This is a genomic window from Paraburkholderia sp. BR14374, from assembly GCF_040948685.1.
Lineage (GTDB): Bacteria > Pseudomonadota > Gammaproteobacteria > Burkholderiales > Burkholderiaceae > Paraburkholderia > Paraburkholderia youngii.
Genome location: NZ_JBFPKF010000001.1, coordinates 807948 through 834256, shown reverse-complemented (window position 1 = coordinate 834256; position 26309 = coordinate 807948). Strand labels below are relative to the sequence as shown.

Sequence of the window (26309 nt, the reverse complement as noted above, 5' to 3'; positions counted from 1 at the left end):
TCGGCGTTACTTGCCGATACAGAATCGGCTGAAAATCACTCCGAGCAGATCGTCCGAGCTGAACTCACCCGTGATCGAATTCAACTGATCCTGCGCGAGCCGCAATTCCTCGGCGAACAGGTCGAGTGCCTGTGCGTTCTGCTCCGCATGCGCGGCGGCGGTCGCCAGATGTTCGTCGGCCGCGCGCAATGCAATCAGGTGACGCTCGCGCGCGAGATAGACGCTCTCCGCGCCCGCCTGCCAGCCGGCAATCCGCAGCAGTTCGTCGCGCAACAACGAGACGCCGTCACCCTTCTTCGCCGACAGCCGCACCTCGCTGAGTTCGAGATCGGCGTCGAGCGCCTGCGTGGCGGGCGCGAGCCCGGTGAGGTCGGTCTTGTTCAGCACACGCACGACCGGCACGCCGCGCGGAAAACGTCCGGCGATCGTTTCGTCGTCGGCCGTCATGCCGGCGCGCGCGTCGAGCAGATGCAGCACCACGTCCGCGCGCTCGATCTCGCCCCATGTACGCTCGATGCCGATCTTCTCGACCTCGTCCTCGGTGTCGCGCAGGCCCGCCGTGTCGATCACGTGGAGCGGGATGCCTTCGATCTGGATGGTCTGCGCGACCTTGTCGCGAGTCGTGCCGGCGATCGGTGTGACGATCGCGAGTTCGGCGCCAGCGAGCGCATTCAGCAGCGACGACTTGCCGACGTTCGGCTGCCCCGCCAGCACCACCGACAAACCCTCGCGCAGCAGCGCTCCCTGGCGTGCCTCGCTCAGCACATGCGCGAGACGCTCGCGAATGCGCGCGAGCTTGCCGCGCGCATCGGCGGCTTCGAGGAAGTCGATTTCCTCTTCCGGGAAGTCCAGCGTCGCTTCGACCAGCATCCGCAGCGTGATCACCTCTTCGACCAGCGCGTGGATGTCGCGCGAGAACGCGCCGTCGAGCGAGCGGCCGGCCGAACGCGCGGCGGCCTCGGTGCTCGCCTCGATCAGATCGGCGACGGCTTCGGCCTGCGCGAGGTCGAGCTTGTCGTTCAGAAACGCGCGACGCGTGAATTCGCCGGGCTCGGCGAGCCGCAGGCCAAACGCGCGGCCGGCGTCGATGCAGCGCTGCAGGACCAATTGCAGCACGACCGGCCCGCCATGGCCCTGCAGTTCGAGCACGTGCTCGCCGGTATACGAATGCGGCGCCGGAAAGTACAGCGCGATGCCGCGGTCGAGCGGATTGCCGCTCGCGTCGAGAAACGGCACGTAGCTCGCGTGACGCGCCGCGAGCGTCTGGCCGGTGAGGGCCTGCATCAAAGGTTGGGCCGCCTCCGCGCCGGCACGGCCGAACGAAATCCGCACGACGCCGATGCCTCCCCGGCCGGGCGCGGTAGCAATGGCAACGATGGGATCGGAGTCGGTCGTGAGCATGTGAAGTCTGCGAAACGGGAGGGGAAGGGCAGGCCGCGTTGGTCGAGTCGGCGCGAGGCATTGTAACGCGCGCGCTTCGGACGAAAGGGCTCGCGGGAAGGACACGAAGCGGAGGACGCGTCTGTTTTCGCTATCGCTTGAACATCTCAGATTTATCCCAACTAAGCTAGGATTATTATCGCGCTACTTAAGAATAATTGAGACTCGGCAGCACCTGCCGTTCAGGCAAAGCCAAGCCAGGCAATAAAGAGATGAAAAAAATCGAATTCGCGCAACGCTTTATCGGGCGCACGCTGCAAGCTAAAACTATCTCAAATAAGAGAAAACAAAGCTTGGTCGGTTGTCAACTGGTTGAACTCTGAATTGCACAATCTGGCCCATGCCGACCGACAAAGAAAAAGCCGCCTTCGCCAAGAGGCTGAAGGATCTGCTCGAGCCGCTGAAAATCCGCGGCGGGACCAAGCTCGCCGAGCAGTTCAATCTTCGCTATCACGGCGAGCGTCCCGTAACACCCCAGACCGCGCACAAATGGCTGACGGGTACGACGATTCCGAAGCCGGACAAATTGCGCACGCTCGCCGAATGGTTGAACGTCAAGGAGCACTGGCTCCATTACGGACCGCCGCCCGGCGCCAGCGCACGGCCGATGGCCCGTGGCGAAAAATATCCGCCGACACCCGAAACGATCGAGCTCGCGTCGAAGATTGCATCGTTGACCCCGAAGGATCGGAATCTGGTCGAGGAAATGATCGTGCGCTTTTACGGCGAAGATTCCGACGAAGAGTGAACGTCGAAACCATCGCATTTTCTTCGACCGCACCATGAAAAAAGCCGCCCGGTTGGCGCCGGGCGGCTTTTCGTTTTCAGCTTTGCGACACGGCGGCCATGCAGGCCGCCGTGCGACGCGATATCAGGCCGGCTTCGCCTTCGAAGTGCCCATCATCCGCGTGATGTAGTACTGCTGCGCGATCGACAGCACGTTGTTCACAACGTAGTACAGCACGAGACCCGCGGGGAAGAAGAAGAACATCACCGAGAACGCGATCGGCATGAACATCATCATCTTGGCTTGAACCGGGTCTGGCGGCGTCGGGTTCAGCTTGGTCTGCAGGAACATCGATACGGCCATCAGCACCGGCAGGATGAAATATGGGTCCTGCTGCGACAGATCCTGAATCCACCAAATCCACGGCGCGCCGCGCATTTCGACCGACGACAGCAGCACCCAGTACAGCGAGATGAACACCGGAATCTGGATCACGACCGGTAGACAGCCGCCGAACGGATTGACCTTCTCGGTCTTGTACAGCTCCATCAGCGCCGCGTTCATCTTCTGCGGATCGCCCTTGAAGCGCTCGCGCAGTGCCTGCATGCGCGGCGTGATAGCCTTCATGCGCGCCATCGACTTGTAGCTCGCGGCCGACAGCGGGAAGAACACCGCCTTGATCAGCAGCGTGAGCAGCACGATCGACCAGCCCCAGTTGCCGACGTAGCTGTGGATCTTCGACAGCAGCCAGAACAGCGGCTTCGCGATGATCGTGACCCAGCCATAGTCCTTCACCAGATCGAGGCCCGGCGCGATGCCCGCGAGCATCTGCTCTTCTTCCGGACCGGCGAACAGACGCGCGGACACGCTGACGGTCTGGCCCGGCTGGATGGTCGGCATTGCCTGCTTCATACCGACGCGATACAGCGACGGATCGATCTTCTCGGCGTAGAAGTCACGCTTCACGCCTTCCTGCGGAATCCAGGCCGACGCGAAGTAGTGCTGGACCATCGCGACCCAGCCGTCGTTGGCCGACGCCGCGAAGTTCTGCTTGTTCTTGTCGAGATCGCTGAACGTCATCTTCTGGAAGTGATGCTCGTCCGTGTAGACGGCCGGTCCGATGAACGTGTGCGAGAAGCGCGGCGTTTCGACCGGCTGGTCGTCGCGCACGAGTTCCATATAGACCTGCGGCGTCACCGGCGAGGTGCCGACGTTCTGGACCTTCGTCTCGACGCCGATCACGTAGCTGCCGCGCGTGAAGGTGTACGTCTTGATGACCCGGAGGCCGCCCTTTTCCGGCGACTCGAAACTCATCTGGAACGAGTTCTGACCTTCAGCCAGCTGGGTCGGCTGGTTCGGCATCAGCGTGAAGACGTCGTTGTGATTCGGGAAGTCGCCGCCGAGCAGGCCGGTGCGTGCGAGATACGTGTGGCTGTTGGTCTTGTCGAACAGCGTGATCACGAGATCCGGCTGCTTGCCGTCGCCCTGCTTGATGAGCGACAGGCGCGACAGTGTGCCGCCGCGGGTGTCGATTTCGCCGGTGTAGACATCTGTGCCGAACTTCACGAGATGCGATTGCTCGGCCGCCGGCGCGTTGCCGGGCGCGGCCGCGTTAGTGGCCGGCAGGTCGGCCGGCTGGGTGCCCGGCGTCGTGGTGCCCGGCGCGGCAGTGCCGGCGGTCTGGGTCGGCGTCGTGCTCGGGAAGAACATCGACGGGCGTCCGTGGTCGCGTTGCCAGTTGTCGAACAGCATGACAGCTGACATAAAAAAGATGACCCATAGGACGGTGCGTTTGATATCCATGCGTTGTCTCAGTGTCGATGGAACGGCGCGTCAGCGCTTTTCAGAAGTGGGTGGCGGGACGAGATCGATGCCGCCCGCGGAAAACGGGTGACAGCGGCAAACACGCCTCACGGCGAGATAAGTCCCGCGCGCGGCGCCATGATACTGGATTGCCTCGCGCGCGTAATCAGAGCAGGAAGGGTAAAAACGGCACCGGTTGCCGAGCATGGGGCTCACGGCAAGCTTGTAAAAACGCAATAAAGCGAGAAGTACCGTTTGCATGGCAGATGCGGCCGTACGGCGCCGCGCAACGTGAAGTACCGGGCGACGCCCGCGCCCTGTAGCTGCCGGCGCAACGCCCGTTGCGGCGACCGCTGTGCGGGCGGTCACTGCGTCATTCCGTCCTGGGCGCCTCCGCGGGCGGCGCCTGACGACGGGTAATTTCGCGCGCTGCCTTGTCGAGCAACGCCGCGATTTCGCTGCGGCACAGTGCCTTCAACGGCGGCGATGACGCGCTCGGCAAAGCTTTTTTGTCGAAACGCGTGTGTAGACGCAGCAGCACATCCCAACCGCCGAATTCCGCGCGACGCAGCCGAAAAGCTTCACGCGCGATCCGACGCACCAGATTCCGCGTGGCCGCGCGCGGCGCATACTTCTTCCCGATCACGAGGCCAAGACGCGCCTCGTTGCCGGTGGGCCGGCCGTACACGACGAAGTGCGCGGTACGGCGCCACGGCCGCAAACGAAAAACGGATGAAAATTCATCCGTTTTTAGCAGCCTTGCGGCTTTGGGGAAGGCGGCTTGCGCTCGCAACGGAACCGAGCCCGGTTGCTGCGCCCCGGCCGCTCCCGCTTCGCCGCGGGCTTCGGTCACAGCGCGCAATCCGCTTGCCTTAGATCGCGAGGCGCTTGCGGCCCTTCGCGCGACGTGCGTTGATGACCTTGCGGCCGCCAGCGGTCTTCATACGAACGCGGAAGCCATGGGTGCGCTTGCGACGGGTAACGGAAGGTTGGTAAGTACGTTTCATGTTGCTCTCACTTGATCGAAAAAAACCGCGCGATCATCGCTGAAAGCGCAATGGCCGGTGGTTTACTGGAATTGGTTTTCGCGGAACCCGCTATTTAAACTGGTTTTCCGTTGGCCGTCAATAGTTTAGCCTGCTTCTGACTCAGCCGGGGTTTGCCGGGCGCGGTGATCGGACCCTGTGGATAACTCACTTTCGGGTCCGTTTTGGCGTTAGAATCTCGCCTTACTTCCCAAAAATGTTGCACGTCGCTCCGGCACGCTTGTCCCGCAGACCCTTGTGGCACAAGCGCCTGGGGCCGTTACGCCTGGCTGCTGAGGGCCTTGTTGCGGGCGCGCGACAGGGGCAGCGGCGACCGCCGTGCACACCATAACGATAGCAACTTGATGAACGAATTCTGGCAACACTGTTCCGCATTGCTGGAGCGTGAGCTTACGCCCCAGCAGTACGTGACGTGGATCAAACCCTTGGCCCCGGTCGCCTTCGACGCCGATGCGAACACGTTGAGCATTGCCGCGCCGAACCGCTTCAAGCTCGACTGGGTCAAGAGCCAGTTCTCCGGCCGCATCGCGGATATGGCCCGCGATTTCTGGCACGCGCCGGTGGACGTGCAATTCGTACTGGATCCGAAGGCCGGTATGCGCGGCCCGGCGGCCGCTGCGCCGACTCCGTCGTCGGCGCGCCCGGCTTCGACCGCGCCGCAAGGCGGTAATGCCGGCGGCGTCGCAGCCGTGGATGCCGCCGTCGGCGCCGTGCAGGCCGCGCATGCCGCGCATGCCGCGCGCGCGAATCCCGCAGCCGCGGCAGCGGCGCTCGCCGCGCAAAACTCGAATCCGCGCAGCGCCGCCGAAGACGCCGCCGACCTCGATCTGCCGAGCCTCGACGCGAACGAAGCCGCCGCTGGGCGCCGCACGTGGCGGCCGGGCCAAGGCGCGGGCGCGGCGGCAACCAGCGAAAGCGACTCGATGTACGAGCGCTCGAAGCTGAACCCCGTCCTGACCTTCGACAACTTCGTGACCGGTAAGGCGAATCAGCTCGCCCGCGCTGCGGCGATTCAGGTCGCCGACAATCCCGGCATTTCGTATAACCCGCTGTTCCTGTACGGTGGCGTGGGCCTCGGCAAGACCCACCTGATCCACGCGATCGGCAACCAGTTGCTGATGGACAAGCCCGGCGCGCGGATTCGCTACATCCACGCGGAACAGTACGTGTCCGATGTCGTGAAGGCGTACCAGCGCAAGGCGTTCGACGACTTCAAGCGCTACTACCACTCGCTCGACCTGCTGCTGATCGACGATATTCAGTTCTTTTCGGGCAAGTCGCGCACACAAGAGGAATTCTTCTACGCATTCGAGGCGCTGGTCGCAAACAAGGCGCAGGTGATCATCACGAGCGATACGTATCCGAAGGAAATCTCGGGTATCGACGACCGCCTGATCTCACGCTTCGACTCGGGCCTGACGGTGGCGATCGAGCCGCCCGAACTCGAAATGCGCGTCGCGATTCTGATGCGCAAGGCGCAATCGGAGTTCGTGAGCCTGAACGAGGACGTGGCGTTCTTCGTCGCGAAGCATCTGCGCTCGAACGTGCGTGAACTCGAGGGCGCGCTGCGCAAGATCCTCGCGTATTCGAAGTTCCATGGCCGCGAAATCACGATCGAACTGACCAAGGAAGCGCTGAAAGATCTTCTGACGGTGCAGAACCGGCAGATTTCGGTGGAAAACATCCAGAAGACGGTCGCCGACTTTTACAGCATCAAGGTCGCGGACATGTATTCGAAGAAGCGTCCGGCGAATATCGCGCGGCCGCGGCAGATCGCGATGTACCTGGCGAAGGAACTGACGCAGAAGAGCCTGCCGGAAATCGGCGAGCTGTTCGGCGGGCGCGACCACACAACGGTGCTGCACGCTGTGCGCAAGATCGCCGACGAGCGCAGCAAGGACGCGCAGTTGAACCACGAACTGCACGTGCTGGAACAGACACTGAAGGGCTGATTGGGCTGGCCGCACGCGATTGCGAAACGGACGGCGGCACCAATCGCTGTGACATAGAGAAACGGGCAGGGGACCAACAACCCGGCGGCGCAGCCGGGTCCTGACGGGGAATGGCAAGGAACGCGACGGCAAGCGGGCAGAAGCGACGCAAAAACGCGGCGAACCCGCGATGAATTTGCGGTGAAACCGGCCCGAAGTGACGGAAAAACGCGCCTGCGAACCGGTAACGCCGGGCAGCGGCGTGAAAAACCGTCGGTAACCCGGACTACGCCCCGCAAAATCGACCTGTTTATTCCCGAACTCGCCCCCATTTTAGTGAGGCGGTCCCGTTTTCAGGCACAATACAGGTTTAACCGCCCGGCGGCGACGGGCGGATTTCACGCCGTGTCGGGCGCTTTTCAGGGCGCCGGCGGGGAGCCGTGGCTGCACGCTGAAATGCTTGTCCCGTAAGGCGTGCAGGCCGTTATATCAACGAAGGAACCCTATGCAACTGGTCAAGACCGAACGCGACAACCTCCTCAGGCCGCTGCAAACCGTGAGCGGCATCGTCGAACGCCGCCATACGTTGCCGATCCTCGCCAATTTGCTGATCACCAAGAACGGTCCTGACGTATCGTTCCTGTCGACCGACCTCGAGTTGCAGATCACCACGCGCGCCGATTTCGGCGTGGGTGGCGATTCGGTCGCGACCACGGTGGCGGCGCGCAAGCTCCTCGACATTCTGCGCGCGATGCCCGACGGCCAAGTCACGCTGACGTTGAACGACAAGCGCCTGACAGTGCAATCCGGCAAGAGCCGCTTTGCGCTGCAAACGCTCGCCGCCGACGAATTCCCGACTGTCGCTCAGGCTAAAGACTACGGCGCGAGCCTCGTGGTTCCGCAAAAGACGTTCCGCCAGCTGCTCGGCATGGTTCATTTCTCGATGGCCCAGCAGGACATCCGCTACTACCTGAACGGCATGCTGCTGGTGGTGGACGGCGACCAGCTGATGGCGGTCGCGACGGACGGCCACCGTCTCGCGTTCTCGTCGATGAAGATCGAGGGTTCGTTTGCGCGCCAGGAAGTGATCATTCCGCGCAAGACGATTCTCGAACTGCAGCGCCTGCTCGAAGACATCGACGACACGGTCAAGATCGACATCGCGCAGACCCAGGTCAAGTTCACGTTCGGCCAGGTCGAACTCGTGTCGAAGCTCGTGGAAGGCAAGTTCCCCGACTTCCAGCGCGTGATTCCGAAGTCGCACAAGAACAAATTCCAGATTGGCCGCGAAGAACTGCAGCGCTCGCTGCAACGCGCGGCGATTCTGACGTCGGATAAGTTCAAGGGCGTGCGCTGCATCGTCGAGCCGGGCCAGTTGAAGATCATGTCGACCAACGCCGATCAGGAAGAGGCGCAGGAAGAACTGGAAATCGCATACGACGGCGACAGCGTCGATATCGGGTTCAACGTCACGTACCTGCTCGACGTGCTCGCGAACCTGAAGGTCGACATGTTGCAGGTGAGCCTGGGTGATGCCAGCTCCAGCGCGTTGATCACGATTCCCGAGAACGACGAATTCAAGTACGTGGTGATGCCGATGCGCATCTGACGCGTCCAACATCAAGAAGAACACCAAGGGGCGCAGCGCCCCTTTGGCGTTTTTATGGCGTTTTGAAAAGTCCAGAGCAGCAATCTCGCAGTAACGCAGAACCGGAAAAAATCCATGACTGACATGAACAATACGCAGCCCGATAACAGCTACGGCGCCTCGTCCATCCAGATCCTCGAAGGTCTGGAAGCCGTGCGCAAGCGGCCTGGAATGTACATCGGGGATACATCGGATGGCACCGGTCTGCACCACCTCGTGTTCGAAGTGCTCGACAACTCGATCGACGAAGCGCTCGCCGGGCATTGCAACGACATTCAGGTGATCATCCACGCAGACAACTCGATCTCGATCACCGACAACGGCCGCGGCGTGCCGACCGGCCTGAAGATGGACGACAAGCACGATCCGAAGCGCAGCGCCGCCGAAATCGTGATGACCGAGCTGCACGCCGGCGGCAAGTTCGACCAGAACAGCTACAAGGTGTCGGGCGGCCTCCACGGTGTCGGCGTGTCGTGCGTGAACGCGCTGTCGGCGTGGCTGCGCCTCACGGTGCGCCGCGATGGCAAGAAGCACTTCATGGAATTCCACCGTGGGGTGCCGCAGAACCGCGTGCTCGAAGAAATCGACGGCGTGACCACGTCGCCGATGCAGGTGGTCGGCGACACCGAAAACCGCGGCACCGAAGTGCATTTCATGGCCGATGACACGATTTTCGGCAATGTCGAATACCACTACGACATTCTCGCGAAGCGGATTCGTGAGCTTTCGTTCCTCAATAACGGCGTGCGGATTCGCTTGCTCGATCAGCGCTCGGGCAAAGAGGAAGATTTCGCGTTCGTCGGCGGCGTGAAGGGCTTTGTCGAGTACATCAACAAGAACAAGTCCGTGCTGCACCCGAACATCTTTCACATCATGGGTGAAAAGGATGGTGTGGGCGTCGAAGTGGCGATGCAGTGGAACGACAGCTACAACGAAAACGTGCTGTGCTTCACGAACAATATTCCCCAGCGCGACGGCGGCACGCACCTTACCGGTTTGCGTGCGGCGATGACGCGCGTGCTTAACAAGTACATCGCCGATCACGAGGTCGCGAAGAAGGCGAAGGTCGAAACGTCGGGCGACGACATGCGTGAAGGGCTGTCGTGCGTGCTCTCGGTGAAGGTGCCGGAGCCGAAGTTCAGCTCGCAGACGAAGGACAAACTGGTGTCGTCGGAAGTCCGCGCGCCGGTGGAAGAAGTAGTCGCGAAGGCGCTCGAGGAATTCCTGCTCGAGACGCCGGGCGACGCGAAGATCATCTGCGGCAAGATTGTCGATGCGGCGCGTGCGCGCGATGCGGCGCGCAAGGCGCGTGAGATGACGCGTCGTAAAGGCGTGCTCGATGGCGTTGGTTTGCCTGGGAAGCTCGCGGATTGTCAGGAGAAGGATCCGGCGAAGTCGGAGATTTATATCGTCGAGGGTGACTCGGCGGGTGGGTCGGCGAAGCAGGGGCGTGATCGGAAGTTCCAGGCTATCTTGCCGCTGCGCGGTAAGGTGCTGAACGTCGAGAAGGCGCGTTACGACAAGCTGCTGTCTTCCGAGCAGATCGTTACGCTGATTACCGCGCTTGGATGCGGCATCGGCAAGGAAGACTACAACCTCGACAAGCTGCGCTATCACCGCATCATCATCATGACCGATGCTGACGTCGATGGTGCGCACATCCGGACGCTGTTGTTGACGTTCTTCTATCGGCAGATGCCGGAGATGATCGAGCGCGGGTACATCTATATCGCGCAGCCACCGCTGTACAAGATCAAGGCGGGGAAGGATGAGCGGTATCTGAAGGATGAGTCGGAAGTTAATGCGCATATTCTTCGGCTCGCGTTGCAGGGGTCGGAGTTGGTGGCTTCTGAAGGTGCGACTCCGATTACTGGGGATGCGCTCGGTGAGTTGGCGCGGTCGTATCTGTTGGCACAGGCGGTGGTTGATCGGTTGAGCCGACTGTACGACGCTGGCGCGCTCGAGGCGGTGATGGATGGCGTCGCTGTCGATCTCTCCAGCGAGCAGGCGGCCGAGGCTTCGGCTCGCGCGCTCGAAGCGAAGCTGCGGGATGATGCGCTGAAGCCTGATGTGACCGTGACCACGATGTACGACCCTGTGCGGGAACTGCGCTCGCTGCGCGTCGCGCGCACGCATCATGGGAATCAGAAGATTTCCGTGATCGATGAAGAGTTTCAGTTGACTGCCGATTATCAGCAGCTTGTTAATACCGCTAATACCTTTAAGGGGTTGATTGGGGCTGGCGCTGTGATCAAGCGCGGGGAGCGGAGTATGGCTGTCACCGACTTCAAGAGTGCAATGAAGTGGTTGCTGGCTGACGCTGAGCGGAATATGTCCAAGCAGCGCTATAAAGGCCTCGGTGAGATGAATCCTGAGCAGCTTTGGGAGACGACGATGGATCCGCAGGTGCGGCGTCTTCTTCGGGTGCAGATTGAGGATGCTATTGCAGCTGATGGCATCTTTACTACGCTTATGGGGGATGATGTGGAGCCGCGTCGGGCTTTCATTGAGTCTAATGCGCTTAGGGCGGGGAATATTGATGTTTGAAGTGGATTGTAGATGGACGCATATCCTGAGAAAAACGGACGCATAAACCGAGAAATTTATGGGGCGCGCCGCCCTGATAGTCCAGTTTGATTGCGCCGCAGAGCTGTGATGACCAAAGCCCGGAAGGCCTGTAAGCCAAGATACTTACAGGCCTTCTTTGTTTTGTGGTCAGGATTTTGGCCGAGGAGCGACGGAAACACACAAGGGCTCGAGCACATCCCAGTGGCCTGGTGCTTCTATCACGCCGTGACTGCGAGCAAATCACTCGACTCCAGAGCCGCAACCGCGTGCTGAGTCAGGTCTTCGACCCGGATATTTTGTTGTCCCGGCTTGCATCAATAAGTACGATGTCTTCTCTATCCTGAAGCTTGAGGTCGCGGAGAATGCCCGTAATTTTCACCAGCTCGGTATCCGAAAAATACAAAATAACCTTGATAGAACGGTCCGTTTGACTTGCCTTCGCATAGACTTCGACCTGTTTCTCAAGGTTACGCCTCAGGCTTGAATTGCTCGCTAACTTGAATTCAACAAGGCTAGCGTTTCGCTTTCCCTTCGAGACCTTGTAATCCACCGGACCGCGCCCATTGTTGACCTCGGCGTTTACGTCGAACATCGTTGCGTACCAAGTCAAGCGAAACATGGTGTGAAGGTCGCTCTCACGCTTGACGGGCGTACCGCCCACATAGAAGACCCGATAGCCGTCGTTGTCTTCTATGACATGTTTCAGGTACTTTACTCGCTGCAGAGCCTCCTCGTATGAGTCTCCCTTCTCGTAAAACTCTGTGCCGACCAAGTGTTTCAGAACCAACTCGCGAATGTTATCCACGAACTGCGTGTGGGTTTCTTGAACCTTCTTGCTGCTGACCACATGCGCTTCTGACGCATTCTCCTCCTTCCATTTAATGTAATGGTCAATCAGCACAGTGAACTGCTCAATAGTTCGCAGAGCTGCGGCTTTCCGTTCATCCTGCGTTGAACGTTCGTTGATTTGCCGCAGGAAGTGGTCATTGACCTGAGCGCGGAGCTGCTCGTCCGGCAATGATTGTCGGAGCTGAAAGAACTGACTCAGCATGTCCCCCTGGTTAATCCATGCTTCGTCGCGGGTCAGAATCTCACATGGCGTGAGGATGACGTAGTCGCCGGCATGCCATGGCAGCACAAAGTGTCCAGACTGCCAGCGTCTCGTCTCGTAGTTAAAGTTGACCCGCTCGACATGAACTTGCTTTAACTGGTTCGAGTGCAGATGCTCCTTTGCAAAATCCTCGGTGTACTTGAGCAGGTAACCCTTGATGAGATTCGTCGTGAAATCGCTCAAATGGTCTCGCCCAACACCGCCGCTGAGCAGGCCGAGTTTTTCCAAATGTGAGCTCTTCGTCAGAGTCTCCGTCCCAAAATCGCGAAATACCCTTTGAAAGTTCCGGGCAAGCGCCAGAGCAAACTGTTTCCCAAGCCCAGTGCCACTGTTCCCCTGCCGGCTGAATCCAAGCCAATTTTGTTTGACCTCCCGGAAGAAAAGCCACTGGGATATGGCACCCTCGGTTAATTCATCCGCCTGAGCCCGGTCACGCACAAATACCAGGTACTTAATGATGTCGTCGTGTAAGGTCCGGAATTCCGGGCGCTTACTATCGAACAGGAGAAACGGGTCGACGAAAAGCGGCAGGTCGTTAACAAGCGCAATATTGAAAGCACCATGGGCATCGAGAACATCCGGCTCGACATTGAATACATCCGAGAAGTAAATCACCTGCCACGCCTCCTTATTTTCTTTGCTGTGTACATAGCCGCACACCCGTAGACTGGCTTGTGCGATTGCGCTGCCTCGCTATATCTCGCCCCCGAACACAGCCCGCTCTAACGCTTCATGTTCACGCCTCCACCCCGGCATTATCTGGGTAACCAGATTCCAGAAGAGCCGGGTGTGGTTCTTCTCAATGGTGTGGCATAGCTCGTGAACAATGACGTAGTCCTGCACGCTGCCGGCCAGCTCCATCACTCTGGGGTGGAACTGCAAGACATTCGCAGCATCGCAGCTCGCCCATCGGCTTTGAAAATGCCGGATGAAGGCCCCTGCGGCTTTCAGCCCTGTTTCGCGCTCCCAATGACGGACCCTTGGCAGCAGTTTTTCTTCCGCGCGCTCGCGGTAAAAGCTCTCCAACAGAGGCACCAAAGCATCGGACGTGATTGCGCTGCCCGAAGGGGACTCCACCACGAAGCGTGACGCGGTAAATGCCAGCCGTGGCGTCGCCAAAGCAGACATGTGACGGACCTCCGTGAAGTAGCTGCGCCCACAATACCTGAGCCGGCTGCCGGTCACGATGACGTCTTCGAGTTGCGGCTTGTTGACCAACTCCAACTTCTCACGTATCCACCGGGCGCGCCGACGCACCAGGGCCTCTTGTTCTGATACGTCCACCCACGGTCCGCGCAACAAAACTGGGTGGCCACGCTCGACCGTCACATAATGGCGCTTCAGCCCTGCGTCTGGCCGAAACTGCCACTCGATTGTGGTCTCTCCATAATGCAAGCGCGGCATAGCTCAGTTCTTCAGCAAAATGGTCAGCAAGTGACTAGCGTGGTCTCGCGCGACGGCGCGCTGCCAGCCCGCCAGCGGCACCAGCAAGCTGCTGATGCGCTTCTTGATTTCCGGGTGCAAGTCGGGCATGGCTTTCCAGTTGCCGGATGCCATAGTGTGGCTGAGCTCCGCGTCCTCGAACAACTTCGTTGTCACGCCTCGGGCCACATCGCTCGACAGATGCGACTCCAGATAGTGAAACGCGGCGGAATGGGCCGGACTTGAAAAGCCGGTGTTGTCTTTCTCCTTGATGCGCTGACCGAAGAGGTCCAACTGCTCCAGAAACTTCGCTTGGGTAATACGGCCTGCCTTTTCTTCTTCAAGCAGCTTTTCCAACTCTTCCGCCAACTTGTCAAAAAACACGGGGTCCTTGTCGCGGCCCGTCTCGATGGTGTGTTTTAGCTGGTTTTTCATCACCAGCGCCTGGCTGCCGGGGCTGGCCAGTTTTTTGAGCCGGTCCATGTCTGAGGCATCGAGAATCGACACCTCTTTGCCAAGCAAGCTCTTGGCTGGGCTGGCGCTGATGTATTCGTCCAGCAATTGCTGGAGGAGCACGGATTCGAGCTTGGTTATGCGTTCCCGATATGCCGTGCCGGGCAATTTGTCGCGCAACATCAGGCGGATTTCGGCAAACAGTGTGAAATACGGTTTGAACTCTACCCCGCGCACATCGGGCAGGATAATGTCGATACTGCGGTTGAACTGTTTGACCAGCTCCAGAAAGTCCTCCACCTTATCCAAGCGGGCTGCCGGGTCGAGGAAGGTTTCAGCATCGGCCTTGTAGTCCTCACGTTGGCTAACCGGGTCATGCTTGCGCGGCAGGAGCTTGAGAATCCGTTCGAGAGTCGCTTGCAGTTTGGGCAGTTCGCTTTCCACGCCTTCCCACACTTGGGCCGCCTTGACCTCGCCGCCGTAGATTTTGAGAGCGTGGTCCAAGTGCTCCACTACACCGTGGTAGTCCACAATGTAGCCCGCATTCTTGCCTGCCAGAGTGCGGTTCACGCGCGCGATGGCTTGTAGCAGGGTGTGCTCCTTGAGAGGCTTGTCGAGGTACATAGTGCCGACAATCGGCGCATCCCAGCCAGTGAGCAACATGTCGGATACGATGATGAGCCCGACGTTGTTGGCGTGTACCTTTCCGTCCTTCCCCTTTGTTTCATCGCCATAGGGCAGAGGAAACAGCTTGCTGACGAAATTGGCAATCTGCTCCGGCGGCATGGCGACCGGTACTTTGCCAGCTTTGATTTCTTCACGCACGCGCTCTTCGATGGTGCGTACCTTGCCGACGTCGATACCTCTCACGGCAGCGGCTTCCTTCTCAGATGCACCGGTCCGCGAGGCCGTGATGTTGGCCAGCGACACCACAACGCGACTCTCGAAGGTAGGCAACCCTTGCTTCCCACGCTCCGTCATGATGGCGTCGAGCAGGTCTTTGTATCGCACGGCCATCTCGCGGCCGTCACATACCAGCATGCCCTTGAGACCCTTGGCCCGCACGTTGGTCAGAAAATGTTCCACCAAATGGTGGGCCACTTTCTCCATACGGTCGCCGGCTTGTCGCCAGCGTGTGAGCAGTTCCTGCTTCAGGGCGTGCTGGCGAGCCTCTGGTTCGTTGATGAACTGGTCTTTAAACGCCTGGTCGAGATTGACATCGGGCAGCAGCGCCACCCAGGCGTCCTGATACTTGATGGGCAACGTGGCCCCGTCGGCCACGGCCTCATGCAGCCGATACTCATCGATATATTCACCCCCGCCAAATTCGGCTAGGGTAGAGATGTATCTGTATATGTGCGCAAGACGGGGCATGAAATGAAAATATTTGAATATTCTGAAATCTCACAGAGAACCTCGCCTTTCTTGACGAGGCAAGACTGCCCGACTTGTACTCTGCATCGCGTCCACTTGTACCGCGCATCGCTCGCGCTTGTACGTGGCATCGCTTCAGCTTGTATTCCGCATCGCTTTTGCGGAAACGATGTGAAAAACGACCGAGGACTCGCGGAGTTATTGCGAGTCGCTATGCCCCCTAGTACTTATAGACTTAATAATCGGGGTAGGCAGGCCAGCAGGCCCCAGAGCTGGTGAACCGCACCGATGCCCGGTCTCCGGTGCCCGCGCATTAGCGGACGTCAAACTCCCGAGCTGCTTGCATCATGGACGGGGCACGCGAACGAGTGACCGAAAAAATCGCCACTTCGCGTATTACCGTCGAACTATGACCTGCAGTCGCCAGCTCCGGTCAGCCAGATGTTCCGCAGCTTGGAAGCCGCTTTGGCCACCAAATTTTTGGGCGGCGGCGACATGATAGCTATCGTAAGTACGATGTGACTTCATCTCCAGAATTTAGCAGTTTGCGTCCGGCTGGCCAGGATTCGCGAAACGGCGCAGGAATCTGTTTTTGCTCGTCGCCGGCTTAGCGCGCTGCATCGCACGAAGCGCACGTACAGTCTCCCCATTGAAAGGATGCATCGAGACCACCGCAGTCCGGGCATCGTCAACGAGCGAGCGGCGTACTCGAGAGATGGGCCATTCGGAATTGTGCGAAAGGCGGCTGTCCAGAAAGAAAACCGACAGGCTGCTCACTCATCAGCAGCGCCTGCCTCATCACATAGGCACCCCGGCGGGCGCGATGATTCACTTGCGGCCAGCTCATCCTGGTTGCCCGCTTTTCACAATACCGCTCCCGTGCCGGCGCGCGAAGATGTCGAGGCTGTAGCGCTCAGCGTGCGGAGCGTCGCAACCAATTTGAAAATGCCTCTACGAGGAATTTCGGCTAGAGGGCCGCGCTGAATTGCTGCTGGTCCAGTGAAATGGTTGCAATGATGGACTCGAACTCCATCATCAGGTCCGGATGGTGTTGAGTAACATATTGTCGTGCAGATTCGTTTTCGAGGAGTTTGGCGAGATAACCTTTTGCAAGGACCAGATTCAATACATCCTGACCGTAAGTCTGTTCCACGAGCTTGTACTGACCCTGAAGGTTGCTCATTTCCCGCTCCATCTTCGCCATTTGCTCCGGGCTAACGCCAGTCAGTTTGCTGGGCTTCTTCCCCTCTGCAAGCAGCGCCGCGGGCGTGGCGACCAACAAGGCTTCGGCGTAGGAGACGGTTACATTATTCGCGGCCACCATCAGTTCAACGCATTCCACCTGCCGCGTCGGCTTCATTTTGCGAATTGCACGAACAAGCTCCGGGGAGAACTGCCGGTCGCCGAGAAGTTCAGCCGCCTCCGGGCACACGCCGTCGAGGAGCGACATCTTCTTGATAATCAGCGATACATCCACTGAGAGCGCTTTCGCCAGTCGTTCAGGTGATACGCCTCGCTCCACTACGCGACGTATCATGTAGTGCTCCTGGATTGTCGAAAGACGATTGACGCGGTTGTTATACGTGTAGCTTTCGTCATCCGTCGCGACAAGACAGGCAGCGCGCTCGTGCCCGAGGTCCTGGATGGCGAGCAAGCGCAGATGACCGTCCAGTAGAACATGTTGCCCGGAAGACTGGTCCGCAGCCGTTACGGAGAGCGGCTCGATAAGACCCACCTCCTCAATGGAGGTCCTTATCTGCTTGTATTTTCGTGATTCGACCACGGGCGCCGGTATCCTGCGCGAAGGCAGGATGTTGCAGACTGGCACCGACAGGGGTTCTGGAATGAATCCGAGAGTGACGCCCGTCATGAAACACCCCCGCTTGGCCAGACGCGTTCGGCAAGATATTTCGGCAGGCTGGCTAGCCCTTCTGCGCGCAGGAGGTTGATGAAGTTCTCTTCGGCAAACAGTTGCCTCAGTGCACCGACGACAAACAGTAACCGCTGTTGTGTGAATTCTGCCTTTCTGACCATGGATTTCTGACGTTCTACCTCGCGCTCATAGGTGCGTACGAGACTCGAAGTCGTGACGGCAGCGGACTTGCTGGTCATGTTGCGCGCGGCGCCTCTCCCGAGCGCCTTTCTGCGCTCGATGACACGGCGTGCGTTCATCAGCTGCTTGCCCCGCAATTTGCCGGACTCGTAGGCCTCCTGGAGTGCGGCCTGTATGTCGGCGTCGTCGTCGCCGGCACCGACAATCGTGAGGGCGGCATTCAGGGGAACGAGGCCTTTCTCTACTGCAACCACGAGCCTCTCTTCGCCTTGATGCAGCAGCGTGAGGATGCCCTGAACGTAAGTCGGCGTGAGACCTGTTTTCTCGGCTATGACCTTCGGCGCGTACCCGTGCTGCTGCAATTGCCGAATGCCGGCAAGCCGTTCGATGGGGCGGCACTGTCTGCGCGCAATGTTTTCAGTCAGACTCATGACGAACGCGTCCTCATCGCTGACGCTTACCACGAGCGCGGGAATCGTCGTTTCGCCGAGCGTGCGGAACGCCTTCAGTCGCCCCTCGCCGCACACGAGCAGGTATTTCTCTATGCCGCTGGCCGTGGCTCGTGGTGTGACCACGATAGGCTTTTTGAGACCGATGGTCTTGATGTTGTCGACGATTTCCTTGAAGACCCGACCATTCCGTTCTCGCGGATTGATAACTTCAATCTGGGAGACGGGGACCATCCGGATTTCTCCGGGCTGCTGCCGCGTAGTCACGCTACCCTCCTGAGACGGGCGCGTTCGGCCATGCCATAGAGGTAGTCCAGCGTATCGAAGCGATAGCTCTCGAACTCGATGGGATTCTGGTCTGCCAGATGAATGCGAGGCTGGCAAAAATCCAGGTGTGGCAACAGGTAGTAGTCCAGGGTCGATTCATTCGTCTGGTTGAGACGCACGGCGACCGTGATGTCCGGCAGAAGGCTGGTGTCAAAGCGCACCTTCCAGTGATTGCGGCCATTGTCATGTGCCTGACAGCGCGCGAGTACGATGCAGGCTGTGAACTCCTCATTGACCGTCAGCAGGTCCGTTGCCGGGTCGCGTATCACTGCGCCACCCAAATCCGCGATTTTTGTCTCCGTTTGCGCGACGATTTCGGGATGAAGTTGCCGCAGGAAGCGGTTGGTTTCGATGTAACGATAGTCTCGGCCAGGCGTAAAACCGACTGTCTGGTAGGCACGAATCAGGCTGCCGAAACGGTACACATAAACCGACGTGGAAGGCATGCCGTCGGTTTCATCAATCACAACGCCCGACAGAAACCCACGACTGCGGTATAGGTTGCGCAGTCGTTCGATTAGCTCCTCACTGGAATAGCGACGAGCTCGCGCTCTCATGATGCCCTGAGCGGTGTAGAACGTCTCGCTCGGCACGATTGCCTGAAATGCACCTTCCTTTCGAATCCACATGTCAGGTGTATTGGTCACCCGCACTTTTTTCAGCTTGAACGACACACGGTTGTACACGTTGTTGCCGATGTATTTCTCGTTGGTCAATACCTCCCGTACCGTGGCTCGAGTCCATTCCCGGTCAAGGTCAGTCCGCACGCGCATACCGTTCAGACGCGCCGCAATTTCGTATTCGTCGAGCGACTCGTCGATAAACCAGTCGTAAATCAGGTTGACGGTTCGCACCTCGCATTCCGGTCCCGGCATGAGAATTACCCGGTCTGTCTGCAGGCTTTTATGTTCGCCGCGGCGCAATTCCGTTTTCATGAGACCGTGGTCGTCGACCAGCACGCGGCGCAGTCCATAACCGGCGGGACCTCCTTGCCGGAAACCCATCTCAATCAAACGGCACTGGCCGGCGAACACCTTCGCCGACAGCTCCCGGCTGTATTCGCCGGCCATGGCCCGCTTTACCCCTTTGACGATAGTCGAGACAGGTGAGCCGTCGTTCTCGAACTGCTCGGCGCAGTACGCGACCTGGATGCCAGCACGGCGGCAGATGTACTCGTAATACGCGCTTTCGTCGGCGTCCTGGAATCGCCCCCATCGACTCACGTCGTAGACGAGGATGACGCAGAAATCGGCCTTGCCATTGACCACATCGGCAATGAGATTTTGAAGCGCCTGCCTCCCGTCGATTCGAAGGCCGCTTTTTCCCTCGTCGGCATAGGTGCGGACAATCTGGAATCCGCGTCGGGCTGCGTAGTCCCGAATCCGGTCGCGCTGATTCTCGGTCGAATACTGCTGGTGTTCGGTCGACATGCGGACGTACTCCGCTGCGCGCCCGGCAGATGAACTGGCGACGACCGGTGCATCCGCGAAATCGAATGACATGCTCCACCCCGCAACTCAGAGACGGACACGCGGCAGGCACCAGACGCAAGGGTGCATCGGATACGAGCGTCGCGGCTTCACATCAGTAGGTCGCATTCAAAAGCGAACGGCGACAAGGCAAAGGTAGCAGGCCCGACACCAACGCGTATCAGGTCATCTCTTTGCAATCACATCGGCGGCGCTGTCGGCGCAGACAGCACGGCGATGTGGACTGTCCACGCGTTCATTTTTGCAACGCCGGCATCGTCCGCGTGAGATAGCAGGTAGAAGCCAGAGTCCAGCGGCCGGGGGAGCCTGATGACGTCCATCTTTGCAACTGGCCTGAAACCCCGTCGTGCGTTGCGCAAGCGCTGCATACTGCGATTGCGCTCGCGATACGCCGGATGGGCAGCTCGATATTCGCGCCAGTAGCTCGAGTGGTTTGCGCGCCATTTCGCCTGCGCCCGGGCCTGATTGTCGCGATAGTCGCTGTCGTTACGGAGCCGGTTGCTCTGCCAGTCGCGACGACGGGCGCGCTGGCAGGCCTTCGAGGAGCAATATCGCTGACGGGGAACATGCGGCAGCGGCACAAACGCGTTGCCACAGGCAAGACAAAGGCGGGTCGATTTCATGGGCCCCTCCGTGTCGGGTCGAGACGAGCGCCCGCGACCGGCTGACCCACCAGCGAAATCGCTGGCCTGAGAGGGGGTAGTGAACCAACCCTCACCTTCATCTTTCTTCGCGATATACGGCGAATGGTAGGGCTTCTCCACACCAATCGATTCGATGCGCGAAGAGTAGCCACCCAGGTCATGGACCTGCGCGTAGGAGACCAGCGTTGGAGGGTTGCGACGTTGCGCGAGTGCAGCCGACAATTCCTCGAGGTGCTGCTCCGAATCCCCCTGCAGAGCAAGGTCGTAGCCCTGCCAGGCAAGCAATTGGTGGCCAAGCGCGAGCGACCGTGAAAGGGCCGAGACGAACGTGGAAAGCTCGTTGTCGTCGAGCCAATGCGTCTTCGAGGAGCTCGGCCCGCTTGCCACGGCCGATTCGATAAGCAGGCCGACGCGCAGTGGATAGCCCGCACCGTCGCGCTCGAACGTCGGTACAAAGCGTTCATAGTCGAGACCGGCGTCTTCACGAGCGCGCTCGAACTGTGCCTCTTCGATGACGTCGACGGCATCAGCGCCCAGCGCCGCATAAGGATTGAGCAAAAACGCCTGTGCCCGTGAGCCCGCAACGCGCCGTCCGGGCAAGCGCTTGATTTCACGAAGCACCGTCTTCACTTTCGGCGTGACCAGAACCTGGACGATTCCCTCTCGGGTCGTGATGTCATATCGGTCACGAATCTCGCGAACTCTATCGAACGTGTCGAGCCAGTCGTCTGGCGCCCCGTCGAAGCTTGGCTCGATTTCGACTACGTGGTCGTCCGCCACTTCAACCGACCGCCTCAGACCTATATTGAGCTTTTCGGGACTCAACACCACCGAGCGACAGAGAAAATCATCAAGTCCTGCGTCGGCGTCGAGCGCGAGCTTGCGAATCCGCCCCCAACCTTGACGGTTGGCCAAATCAGAGCGGTCCTCGTCACCACGGCGCGAGAACGCAACCACCGCTTTGAAGAGCTTCCATTGCGCGGGGCGCATCAGCGTCTCTGCGGTGCCTTCCGACATCACCGGCCCCGTGAGAGTGCCTTGAAATTCGCGGCCGCCATCGACGCGCCATCCATCTACCGCAATACCGAACTCGCGGTCGACCAGCGAATGGCCGCTTCGCAGGTACGGACGGAAGTCGGTGAAAGGCGGAATTCGAAGAACCTCGCGCAGCTGCCCGTAGTCCTGCCGTTCGAGGATTTCATATACGGACTGCCAGTCCAGCAAGAATCCGTCCCCGACCGGGTTGGCGAGGCCGTCATCGGTGAGCTGCGTGAGGTAGCCCCCGACGAGATCTCCGTCGACCGTCGCACCCGGGCCTTCAATTCGACGCGTCAGAACGATGCCCTTATCCGACCACTGCCGCTTCCAGGTGGCGGCGTCTCGCGCTTTTGCCTGCTTGAATAACTTGAACACAGTTTCGCCTTATTTCCACCAGCCCTTGCCCGGCTTCGCATGGAAGCCCCAATCCGCCAGGACTTGGCCGATATGTCCATCATCCTCATCTCCACGCACCCACAAGTTTCCGCCGACTGCAGTCCTGTCGTCGATTTGCAGACCATGCGTTGCCGCGAATCGCTTTAGCGCGACATGCGAGTAGGATTCGTGCGTCTGGGTTCGGTTTTGCGACGAGCGAGCGTTCTCGCGTTGGGGTGTGAAACTCGTCGGCTTCGCACGTTCGTTTGCGGCCTGGGTTCTGACTGAAGCACGTGAAGTGTCGACTGAGGGAACAATCTGAAAACTCTCGCGAAGCGTTGCCTCGAACATGTCCTCCCAGCGATTCCAGCCATGAATGCCATCCCCATGCTTGAGCCAGAGCATGCGATTCGAACGCTTGAGCGAATTCCGCTCGTCTTTCCCGAGCTTCAATGTCTGACTCGTATTAAAGGGCAGCGAACGACTGGCGTCATAGCCATAAAACGCATTTCCGAGGCCACTAAACTCCACCGCGACCAACTTACCCATCGTCATGATGAAAGCGTTGTTGGCACCGGAGGCGTCGAGTTCGCGAGTCAGGCCCTTCATTTTCTTGCGCAGGGCAACGAGGTCAGGTTCACGCGAATTACGTGCGGTCGAGCCTAATGCAAACTCGATGTCGTCGATGGACTTGACATATCGCTTCCAAAATTCCATTCGGCGACGGTCGGCGAGCCCGTCCTCTGCCAGCTTCGTAAAGAAGGTCTCGATAAATTCGAGCTTCAGCCAGTCAGAGACCATCGTTCGAGCCGCGGGCGCAACGCCACCCCATCGTGTCGCATTTGACGGCAGCCACGGATTGCCCCACCAGGTAACAGCATGGTCGCGAAGTCTGGGATGGAGCGGGCTGCCAGAGACCCGGGCGTATCGGTCAAGGACCAGAATTGTTCCTCGGTCACGGAGCACTTCGTTACGGGCCAGCAGGCCGAGCAAGCGAGGTAGCAGGCTCACAAACTCGTCGTCACCGAGTTTCGTCGCACCCTCAACCTGCGTCAGCACGAGCTGGCGCAGAAACCACGACTCCTTTCCGATTTGAAGCTGCTCACAAATACGGTCGATATGCGATTCGTCTCCGCGCAGCAGCTGGCTCACATAGGGAGTGCAGGGCGCTTCGTTGAAAAGCTGTCGATTCTCAATTGCTGTGTCAACCCATGCGGGGCCCGGTCTGCTGTCCCGTATCTCACGGTTACGGTCGTGAAGATAGCCTTCGACAACCACGCGCTTCAGTATCCGCTTGCCCAGGTCACCGTTTGCCAAGGTCAGGATTTCAGGGACGAATTGACGCAACACGGCTTCCTGCTCGGGCGCCAGATTTGATTTCCCAAACGCAAAGCGCGCGCGGTCCCCAAAATCGATGACATGCCGGTCACGGTCTATCTTGATGCCGTTGTACCGCTTCGCTGTGGCTTGAAACCGGTCGAGAATAAGCTCTATATCCTTCCGATGCTGCTCTTCCCGCTTTTCTTTCTCCGTTACATTCTTTGTCACGGCGAGCAAAGCTACTCCCATGACCACGAGAAAGAGGACCATCAGCGCAGTCATCAAGTCAGCAAAAGAAATCCAGAAGGGCTTTTCCGCCTCATCACGGCCTCCACGCCTGACGACGATTTGAGTCCCAAACATCGTCTAAGCGCCGCACGGTGGTCGCGACCGTCTCGCCATACATCGCCTGATAGATCCGGTGCCAGTGATATGGCGACAAACAGGCAATCTCCGCCAGCCGTCCGATATCGAGCGGTTCGTCGAGGTGATCGTAGATATGGTCGAGTACGCGTGCGAGTCGCGTTTCGTATCGAGCCCGATGATCTGATTCGTGCATGACTGACTGGACCGCAGAAAATTGGCGCGAGAGGATGCGAACAAGGTACCACGCTGCGGCATGCCAGCCGTTTACCAAAATCTGCGGATTTAACGTAATCCGCGACAAGCGGATTAAGCGCCTGTTGACCGCGCGATGCGCGCGCACAAACGGGAGTGCCCGGCGCAGCCCCGGTAGGGCAGCCAACGCCGGCAACGTGACGTTGCCCCGATTTGGCGCTATCGTCTAGTACGCACCACCGGCAGCAAGCAGCAAGCAACCCGCAGCATCAAACCGCCGTTCCCATTCCTACCCGCGCTCGCGCGAAGCAATGGAGCCGCAACCATGAGCTACACCGAATCGATCGGCAGTCGCACATACCGCTTCGCCGATCTGAAAACCGTGCTCGCAAAAGCGAGCCCGCAACGCTCGGGGGACCAGCTCGCCGGCATCGCGGCAGCAAGCGAAGAAGAGCGTGTCGCCGCCAAAATGGCGCTAGCACAAGTGCCGTTGCGCACGTTCCTGAACGAACCGCTGATCCCCTACGAAACCGACGAAGTCACCCGCCTGATCATCGACGATCACTCGCCACAAGCCTTCGCCGAAATCTCCCATCTGACGGTAGGCGACTTCCGCAACTGGCTGCTGAGCACCGCAACCGACACCGACGCACTCACTCGCATCACCCAGGGCCTCACACCAGAAATGGTCGCCGCGGTCTCGAAGCTGATGCGCAACCAGGACCTGATCGCCGCCGCCCGTAAACGCCCGGTCGTCACCCGCTTTCGCAACACGATCGGTTTACCGGGCCACATGTCCGTACGCCTGCAACCGAACCACCCAACCGACGACGTCAAAGGCATCGCCGCCTCGATGCTCGACGGACTGATGTACGGCTGCGGCGACGCCCTGATCGGCATCAACCCCGCCAGCGACAACCTCACCGCGATCACAAAACTGCTGCAGATGATCGACGACTTCCGCCAGCGCTATCAGGTCCCGACGCAATCATGCGTGCTGACGCACGTAACCAGCACGATCGCCGCGATCGAAAAAGGCGCGCCGGTCGATCTCGTGTTCCAGTCGATCGCGGGCACGGAGAAAGCGAACGCGAGCTTCGGCATTTCGCTCGCGCTGCTGCAGGAAGCGTACGAGGCGGGGCTGTCGCTCGAACGCGGCACCGTCGGCAGCAATCTGATGTACTTCGAAACGGGGCAGGGCAGCGCGTTGTCGGCGGATGCGCATTTCGGCGTCGATCAGCAGACCTGCGAGGCGCGCGCATACGCGGTCGCGCGCAAGTTCAAGCCGTTTCTGGTGAACACGGTGGTCGGTTTCATCGGCCCCGAGTATCTGTACGACGGCAAGCAGATCACGCGCGCGGGTCTCGAGGATCACTTCTGCGGCAAACTGCTCGGCGTGCCGATGGGTTGCGACATCTGCTACACGAATCACGCGGAAGCGGATCAGGACGACATGGACAATCTGCTGACGCTGCTCGGCGTCGCGGGCATCAATTTCATAATGGGCGTGCCGGGTGCGGACGACGTGATGCTCAACTATCAGAGCACGTCGTTTCACGATGCGCTGTACGTGCGCGACGTGCTCGGTTTGCGGCGCGCGCCTGAATTCGAGGAATGGCTGGAGTCGATGCAGATCATCGACGAACGCGGCGCGTTGATCGGCGCATCGGCGCGGCAACCGCTGCTCGAAGGCGCGCGCGACTGGATGGGGATCGCATGAGCGAGAACGACGCACTCGACAAGGACCCGTGGAACGCGCTGCGTCGGTTTACGCGGGCACGCATCGCGTTGGGCCGCGCGGGCAACAGCCTGCCGACCGCGCCGCTGCTCGCGTTCAATCTCGCACATGCGCAGGCACGCGACGCTGTGCATCATCCGCTCGATGCGGACGCGCTTCACGCACAATTGCAAGAACAGGGTTTCAACACGCTCGATGTGCATAGCGCCGCGCCGGATCGCGAGCATTATTTGAGGCGACCTGATCTTGGGCGGCGTCTGTCGGATGAGAGTCGCACCACGCTTGCGCGTCTGCCAACGCAATTAAACGATGTGCTGTTCGTGATCGGTGATGGCCTATCGGCGTTTGCCGCATCGAAGCAGGCTGTACCGTTGCTGCAAGCGATACATCCAAAGCTGGCGGATTGGACCATCGGTCCTGTAGTGGTCGCGCGTCAGGCACGCGTCGCGCTTGGCGACGAGATTGGAGAACTGCTCGACGCGAAAATCGTCGTGATGCTGATCGGCGAGCGGCCGGGTTTGAGTTCGCCCGATAGCCTCGGCATCTACATCACGTACGCGCCGAAAGTGGGTTGCAGCGATGCGCAGCGCAACTGCATTTCGAACGTGCGCCCCGAAGGGCTCGACTATCCGCAGGCCGCGCATAAACTGCACTATCTGCTCACGCAGGCGAGGACGCTGAGACTCACGGGAGTCGGTTTGAAAGACGACAGCGATGATCTGCTGGCAAACGCGCCGACGCCCCCAGCCGTGAGCGACGGTTCAACGTAGGATGCAACGAGCGTAAACCTCGGA

General features: G+C 59.6%; 19 protein-coding genes and 1 pseudogene. 6 read left to right on the top strand and 14 right to left on the bottom strand.

Translation table 11 applies throughout. From position 1 onward, the window contains the following. Positions 1–6 precede the first annotated feature (6 nt). Positions 7–1401 carry a tRNA uridine-5-carboxymethylaminomethyl(34) synthesis GTPase MnmE gene (gene mnmE, locus AB3X86_RS03755; protein ID WP_368594959.1) on the bottom strand — a complete coding sequence of 465 codons (1395 nt, stop codon included), beginning with the start codon at positions 1399–1401 and terminating at the stop codon, positions 7–9. A gap of 379 nt (positions 1402–1780) precedes the next feature. Between mnmE and AB3X86_RS03750 the strand changes: the two genes are divergently transcribed. Then, positions 1781–2188 carry an XRE family transcriptional regulator gene (locus AB3X86_RS03750; protein ID WP_176109867.1) on the top strand — a complete coding sequence of 136 codons (408 nt, stop codon included), beginning with the start codon at positions 1781–1783 and terminating at the stop codon, positions 2186–2188. A 123-nt stretch (positions 2189–2311) separates the two neighbouring features. On the opposite strand, the gene yidC is transcribed toward AB3X86_RS03750, so the two are convergent. The 4 genes from yidC to rpmH all read right to left on the bottom strand — a co-directional run bounded on the left by yidC (position 2312) and on the right by rpmH (position 4977). Then, complete coding sequence (yidC, locus tag AB3X86_RS03745) at positions 2312–3970, bottom strand: membrane protein insertase YidC (RefSeq protein ID WP_368594958.1); 1659 nt, start codon at positions 3968–3970, stop codon at positions 2312–2314. Positions 3971–4000: 30 nt separating this feature from the next. Beyond that, positions 4001–4231, bottom strand: a complete 231-nt coding sequence (yidD, locus tag AB3X86_RS03740; RefSeq protein WP_013091032.1) for a membrane protein insertion efficiency factor YidD — start codon at positions 4229–4231, stop codon at positions 4001–4003. A 112-nt stretch (positions 4232–4343) separates the two neighbouring features. Next, the gene (locus tag AB3X86_RS03735; RefSeq protein WP_368594957.1) at positions 4344–4832 is read right to left on the bottom strand and encodes a ribonuclease P protein component; all 489 of its coding nucleotides are present in this window, start codon (positions 4830–4832) and stop codon (positions 4344–4346) included. Positions 4833–4842: 10 nt separating this feature from the next. Beyond that, on the bottom strand, positions 4843–4977 hold the full coding sequence (rpmH, locus tag AB3X86_RS03730; protein ID WP_004198824.1) for a 50S ribosomal protein L34: 135 nt from the start codon (positions 4975–4977) through the stop codon (positions 4843–4845). Between the two features lie 383 nt (positions 4978–5360). Between rpmH and dnaA the strand changes: the two genes are divergently transcribed. The 3 genes from dnaA (at position 5361) to gyrB (ending at position 11142) form a co-directional block, all read left to right on the top strand. Next, positions 5361–6968: a chromosomal replication initiator protein DnaA gene (gene dnaA / locus AB3X86_RS03725; protein ID WP_368594956.1), complete on the top strand. Its 1608-nt coding sequence runs from the start codon at positions 5361–5363 to the stop codon at positions 6966–6968. Positions 6969–7452: 484 nt separating this feature from the next. After that, positions 7453–8556, top strand: coding sequence for a DNA polymerase III subunit beta (dnaN, locus tag AB3X86_RS03720; protein WP_176122385.1), 1104 nt, complete (start codon positions 7453–7455; stop codon positions 8554–8556). A gap of 114 nt (positions 8557–8670) precedes the next feature. Beyond that, a complete protein-coding gene (gene gyrB, locus AB3X86_RS03715; protein ID WP_368588301.1) occupies positions 8671–11142 on the top strand; it encodes a DNA topoisomerase (ATP-hydrolyzing) subunit B in 2472 nt (823 codons plus the stop codon). A 295-nt stretch (positions 11143–11437) separates the two neighbouring features. On the opposite strand, the gene AB3X86_RS03710 is transcribed toward gyrB, so the two are convergent. From AB3X86_RS03710 to AB3X86_RS03670, 9 genes and pseudogenes are all read right to left on the bottom strand, one after another. Further along, positions 11438–12889, bottom strand: coding sequence for a hypothetical protein (locus AB3X86_RS03710; RefSeq protein WP_368594955.1), 1452 nt, complete (start codon positions 12887–12889; stop codon positions 11438–11440). 78 nt (positions 12890–12967) lie between these two features. After that, the gene (locus AB3X86_RS03705) at positions 12968–13678 is read right to left on the bottom strand and encodes a SprT family zinc-dependent metalloprotease (RefSeq protein WP_368594954.1); all 711 of its coding nucleotides are present in this window, start codon (positions 13676–13678) and stop codon (positions 12968–12970) included. 3 nt (positions 13679–13681) lie between these two features. Further along, the gene (locus AB3X86_RS03700) at positions 13682–15430 is read right to left on the bottom strand and encodes a type I restriction enzyme endonuclease domain-containing protein (RefSeq protein ID WP_368594953.1); all 1749 of its coding nucleotides are present in this window, start codon (positions 15428–15430) and stop codon (positions 13682–13684) included. Between the two features lie 1060 nt (positions 15431–16490). Beyond that, positions 16491–17393 (bottom strand): plasmid partitioning protein RepB C-terminal domain-containing protein, encoded by a 903-nt coding sequence (locus AB3X86_RS03695; protein WP_368594952.1) that lies wholly within the window; start codon positions 17391–17393, stop codon positions 16491–16493. Continuing rightward, the gene (locus AB3X86_RS03690; protein WP_368594951.1) at positions 17390–18292 is read right to left on the bottom strand and encodes a plasmid partitioning protein RepB C-terminal domain-containing protein; all 903 of its coding nucleotides are present in this window, start codon (positions 18290–18292) and stop codon (positions 17390–17392) included. The genes AB3X86_RS03695 and AB3X86_RS03690 overlap by 4 nt, the downstream gene beginning before the upstream one ends. Next, a complete protein-coding gene (locus tag AB3X86_RS03685; protein ID WP_368594950.1) occupies positions 18289–19854 on the bottom strand; it encodes a recombinase family protein in 1566 nt (521 codons plus the stop codon). The genes AB3X86_RS03690 and AB3X86_RS03685 overlap by 4 nt, the downstream gene beginning before the upstream one ends. Before the next feature lie 167 nt (positions 19855–20021). Next, positions 20022–21899: a hypothetical protein gene (locus tag AB3X86_RS03680; RefSeq protein ID WP_368594949.1), complete on the bottom strand. Its 1878-nt coding sequence runs from the start codon at positions 21897–21899 to the stop codon at positions 20022–20024. Positions 21900–21908: 9 nt separating this feature from the next. Beyond that, entirely contained in the window at positions 21909–23582 is a 1674-nt protein-coding gene (locus AB3X86_RS03675; RefSeq protein WP_368594948.1) for an EH signature domain-containing protein, read from the bottom strand. 4 nt (positions 23583–23586) lie between these two features. Continuing rightward, positions 23587–23778, bottom strand: a pseudogene (locus AB3X86_RS03670) (AraC family transcriptional regulator); the annotation flags it as partial. Positions 23779–24102: 324 nt separating this feature from the next. Between AB3X86_RS03670 and AB3X86_RS03665 the strand changes: the two are divergent. Both AB3X86_RS03665 and eutC read left to right on the top strand, forming a co-directional pair. After that, positions 24103–25497, top strand: coding sequence for an ethanolamine ammonia-lyase subunit EutB (locus AB3X86_RS03665; RefSeq protein WP_368594947.1), 1395 nt, complete (start codon positions 24103–24105; stop codon positions 25495–25497). Beyond that, positions 25494–26285, top strand: coding sequence for an ethanolamine ammonia-lyase subunit EutC (gene eutC / locus AB3X86_RS03660; RefSeq protein WP_368594946.1), 792 nt, complete (start codon positions 25494–25496; stop codon positions 26283–26285). Before AB3X86_RS03665 ends, eutC begins: the two co-directional genes overlap by 4 nt. Positions 26286–26309: the final 24 nt, after the last annotated feature.

Bases quoted from the DNA above. Each gene is read 5' to 3' on its own strand.
- mnmE (WP_368594959.1), bottom strand. From the start codon at position 1,401: ATGCTCACGACCGACTCCGATCCCATCGTTGCCATTGCTACCGCGCCC.
- AB3X86_RS03750 (WP_176109867.1), top strand. From the start codon at position 1,781: ATGCCGACCGACAAAGAAAAAGCCGCCTTCGCCAAGAGGCTGAAGGAT.
- yidC (WP_368594958.1), bottom strand. From the start codon at position 3,970: ATGGATATCAAACGCACCGTCCTATGGGTCATCTTTTTTATGTCAGCT.
- yidD (WP_013091032.1), bottom strand. From the start codon at position 4,231: ATGCAAACGGTACTTCTCGCTTTATTGCGTTTTTACAAGCTTGCCGTG.
- rpmH (WP_004198824.1), bottom strand. From the start codon at position 4,977: ATGAAACGTACTTACCAACCTTCCGTTACCCGTCGCAAGCGCACCCAT.
- dnaA (WP_368594956.1), top strand. From the start codon at position 5,361: ATGAACGAATTCTGGCAACACTGTTCCGCATTGCTGGAGCGTGAGCTT.
- dnaN (WP_176122385.1), top strand. From the start codon at position 7,453: ATGCAACTGGTCAAGACCGAACGCGACAACCTCCTCAGGCCGCTGCAA.
- gyrB (WP_368588301.1), top strand. From the start codon at position 8,671: ATGACTGACATGAACAATACGCAGCCCGATAACAGCTACGGCGCCTCG.
- AB3X86_RS03705 (WP_368594954.1), bottom strand. From the start codon at position 13,678: ATGCCGCGCTTGCATTATGGAGAGACCACAATCGAGTGGCAGTTTCGG.
- AB3X86_RS03695 (WP_368594952.1), bottom strand. From the start codon at position 17,393: ATGACGGGCGTCACTCTCGGATTCATTCCAGAACCCCTGTCGGTGCCA.
- AB3X86_RS03685 (WP_368594950.1), bottom strand. From the start codon at position 19,854: ATGTCATTCGATTTCGCGGATGCACCGGTCGTCGCCAGTTCATCTGCC.
- AB3X86_RS03675 (WP_368594948.1), bottom strand. From the start codon at position 23,582: ATGTTTGGGACTCAAATCGTCGTCAGGCGTGGAGGCCGTGATGAGGCG.
- AB3X86_RS03665 (WP_368594947.1), top strand. From the start codon at position 24,103: ATGAGCTACACCGAATCGATCGGCAGTCGCACATACCGCTTCGCCGAT.
- eutC (WP_368594946.1), top strand. From the start codon at position 25,494: ATGAGCGAGAACGACGCACTCGACAAGGACCCGTGGAACGCGCTGCGT.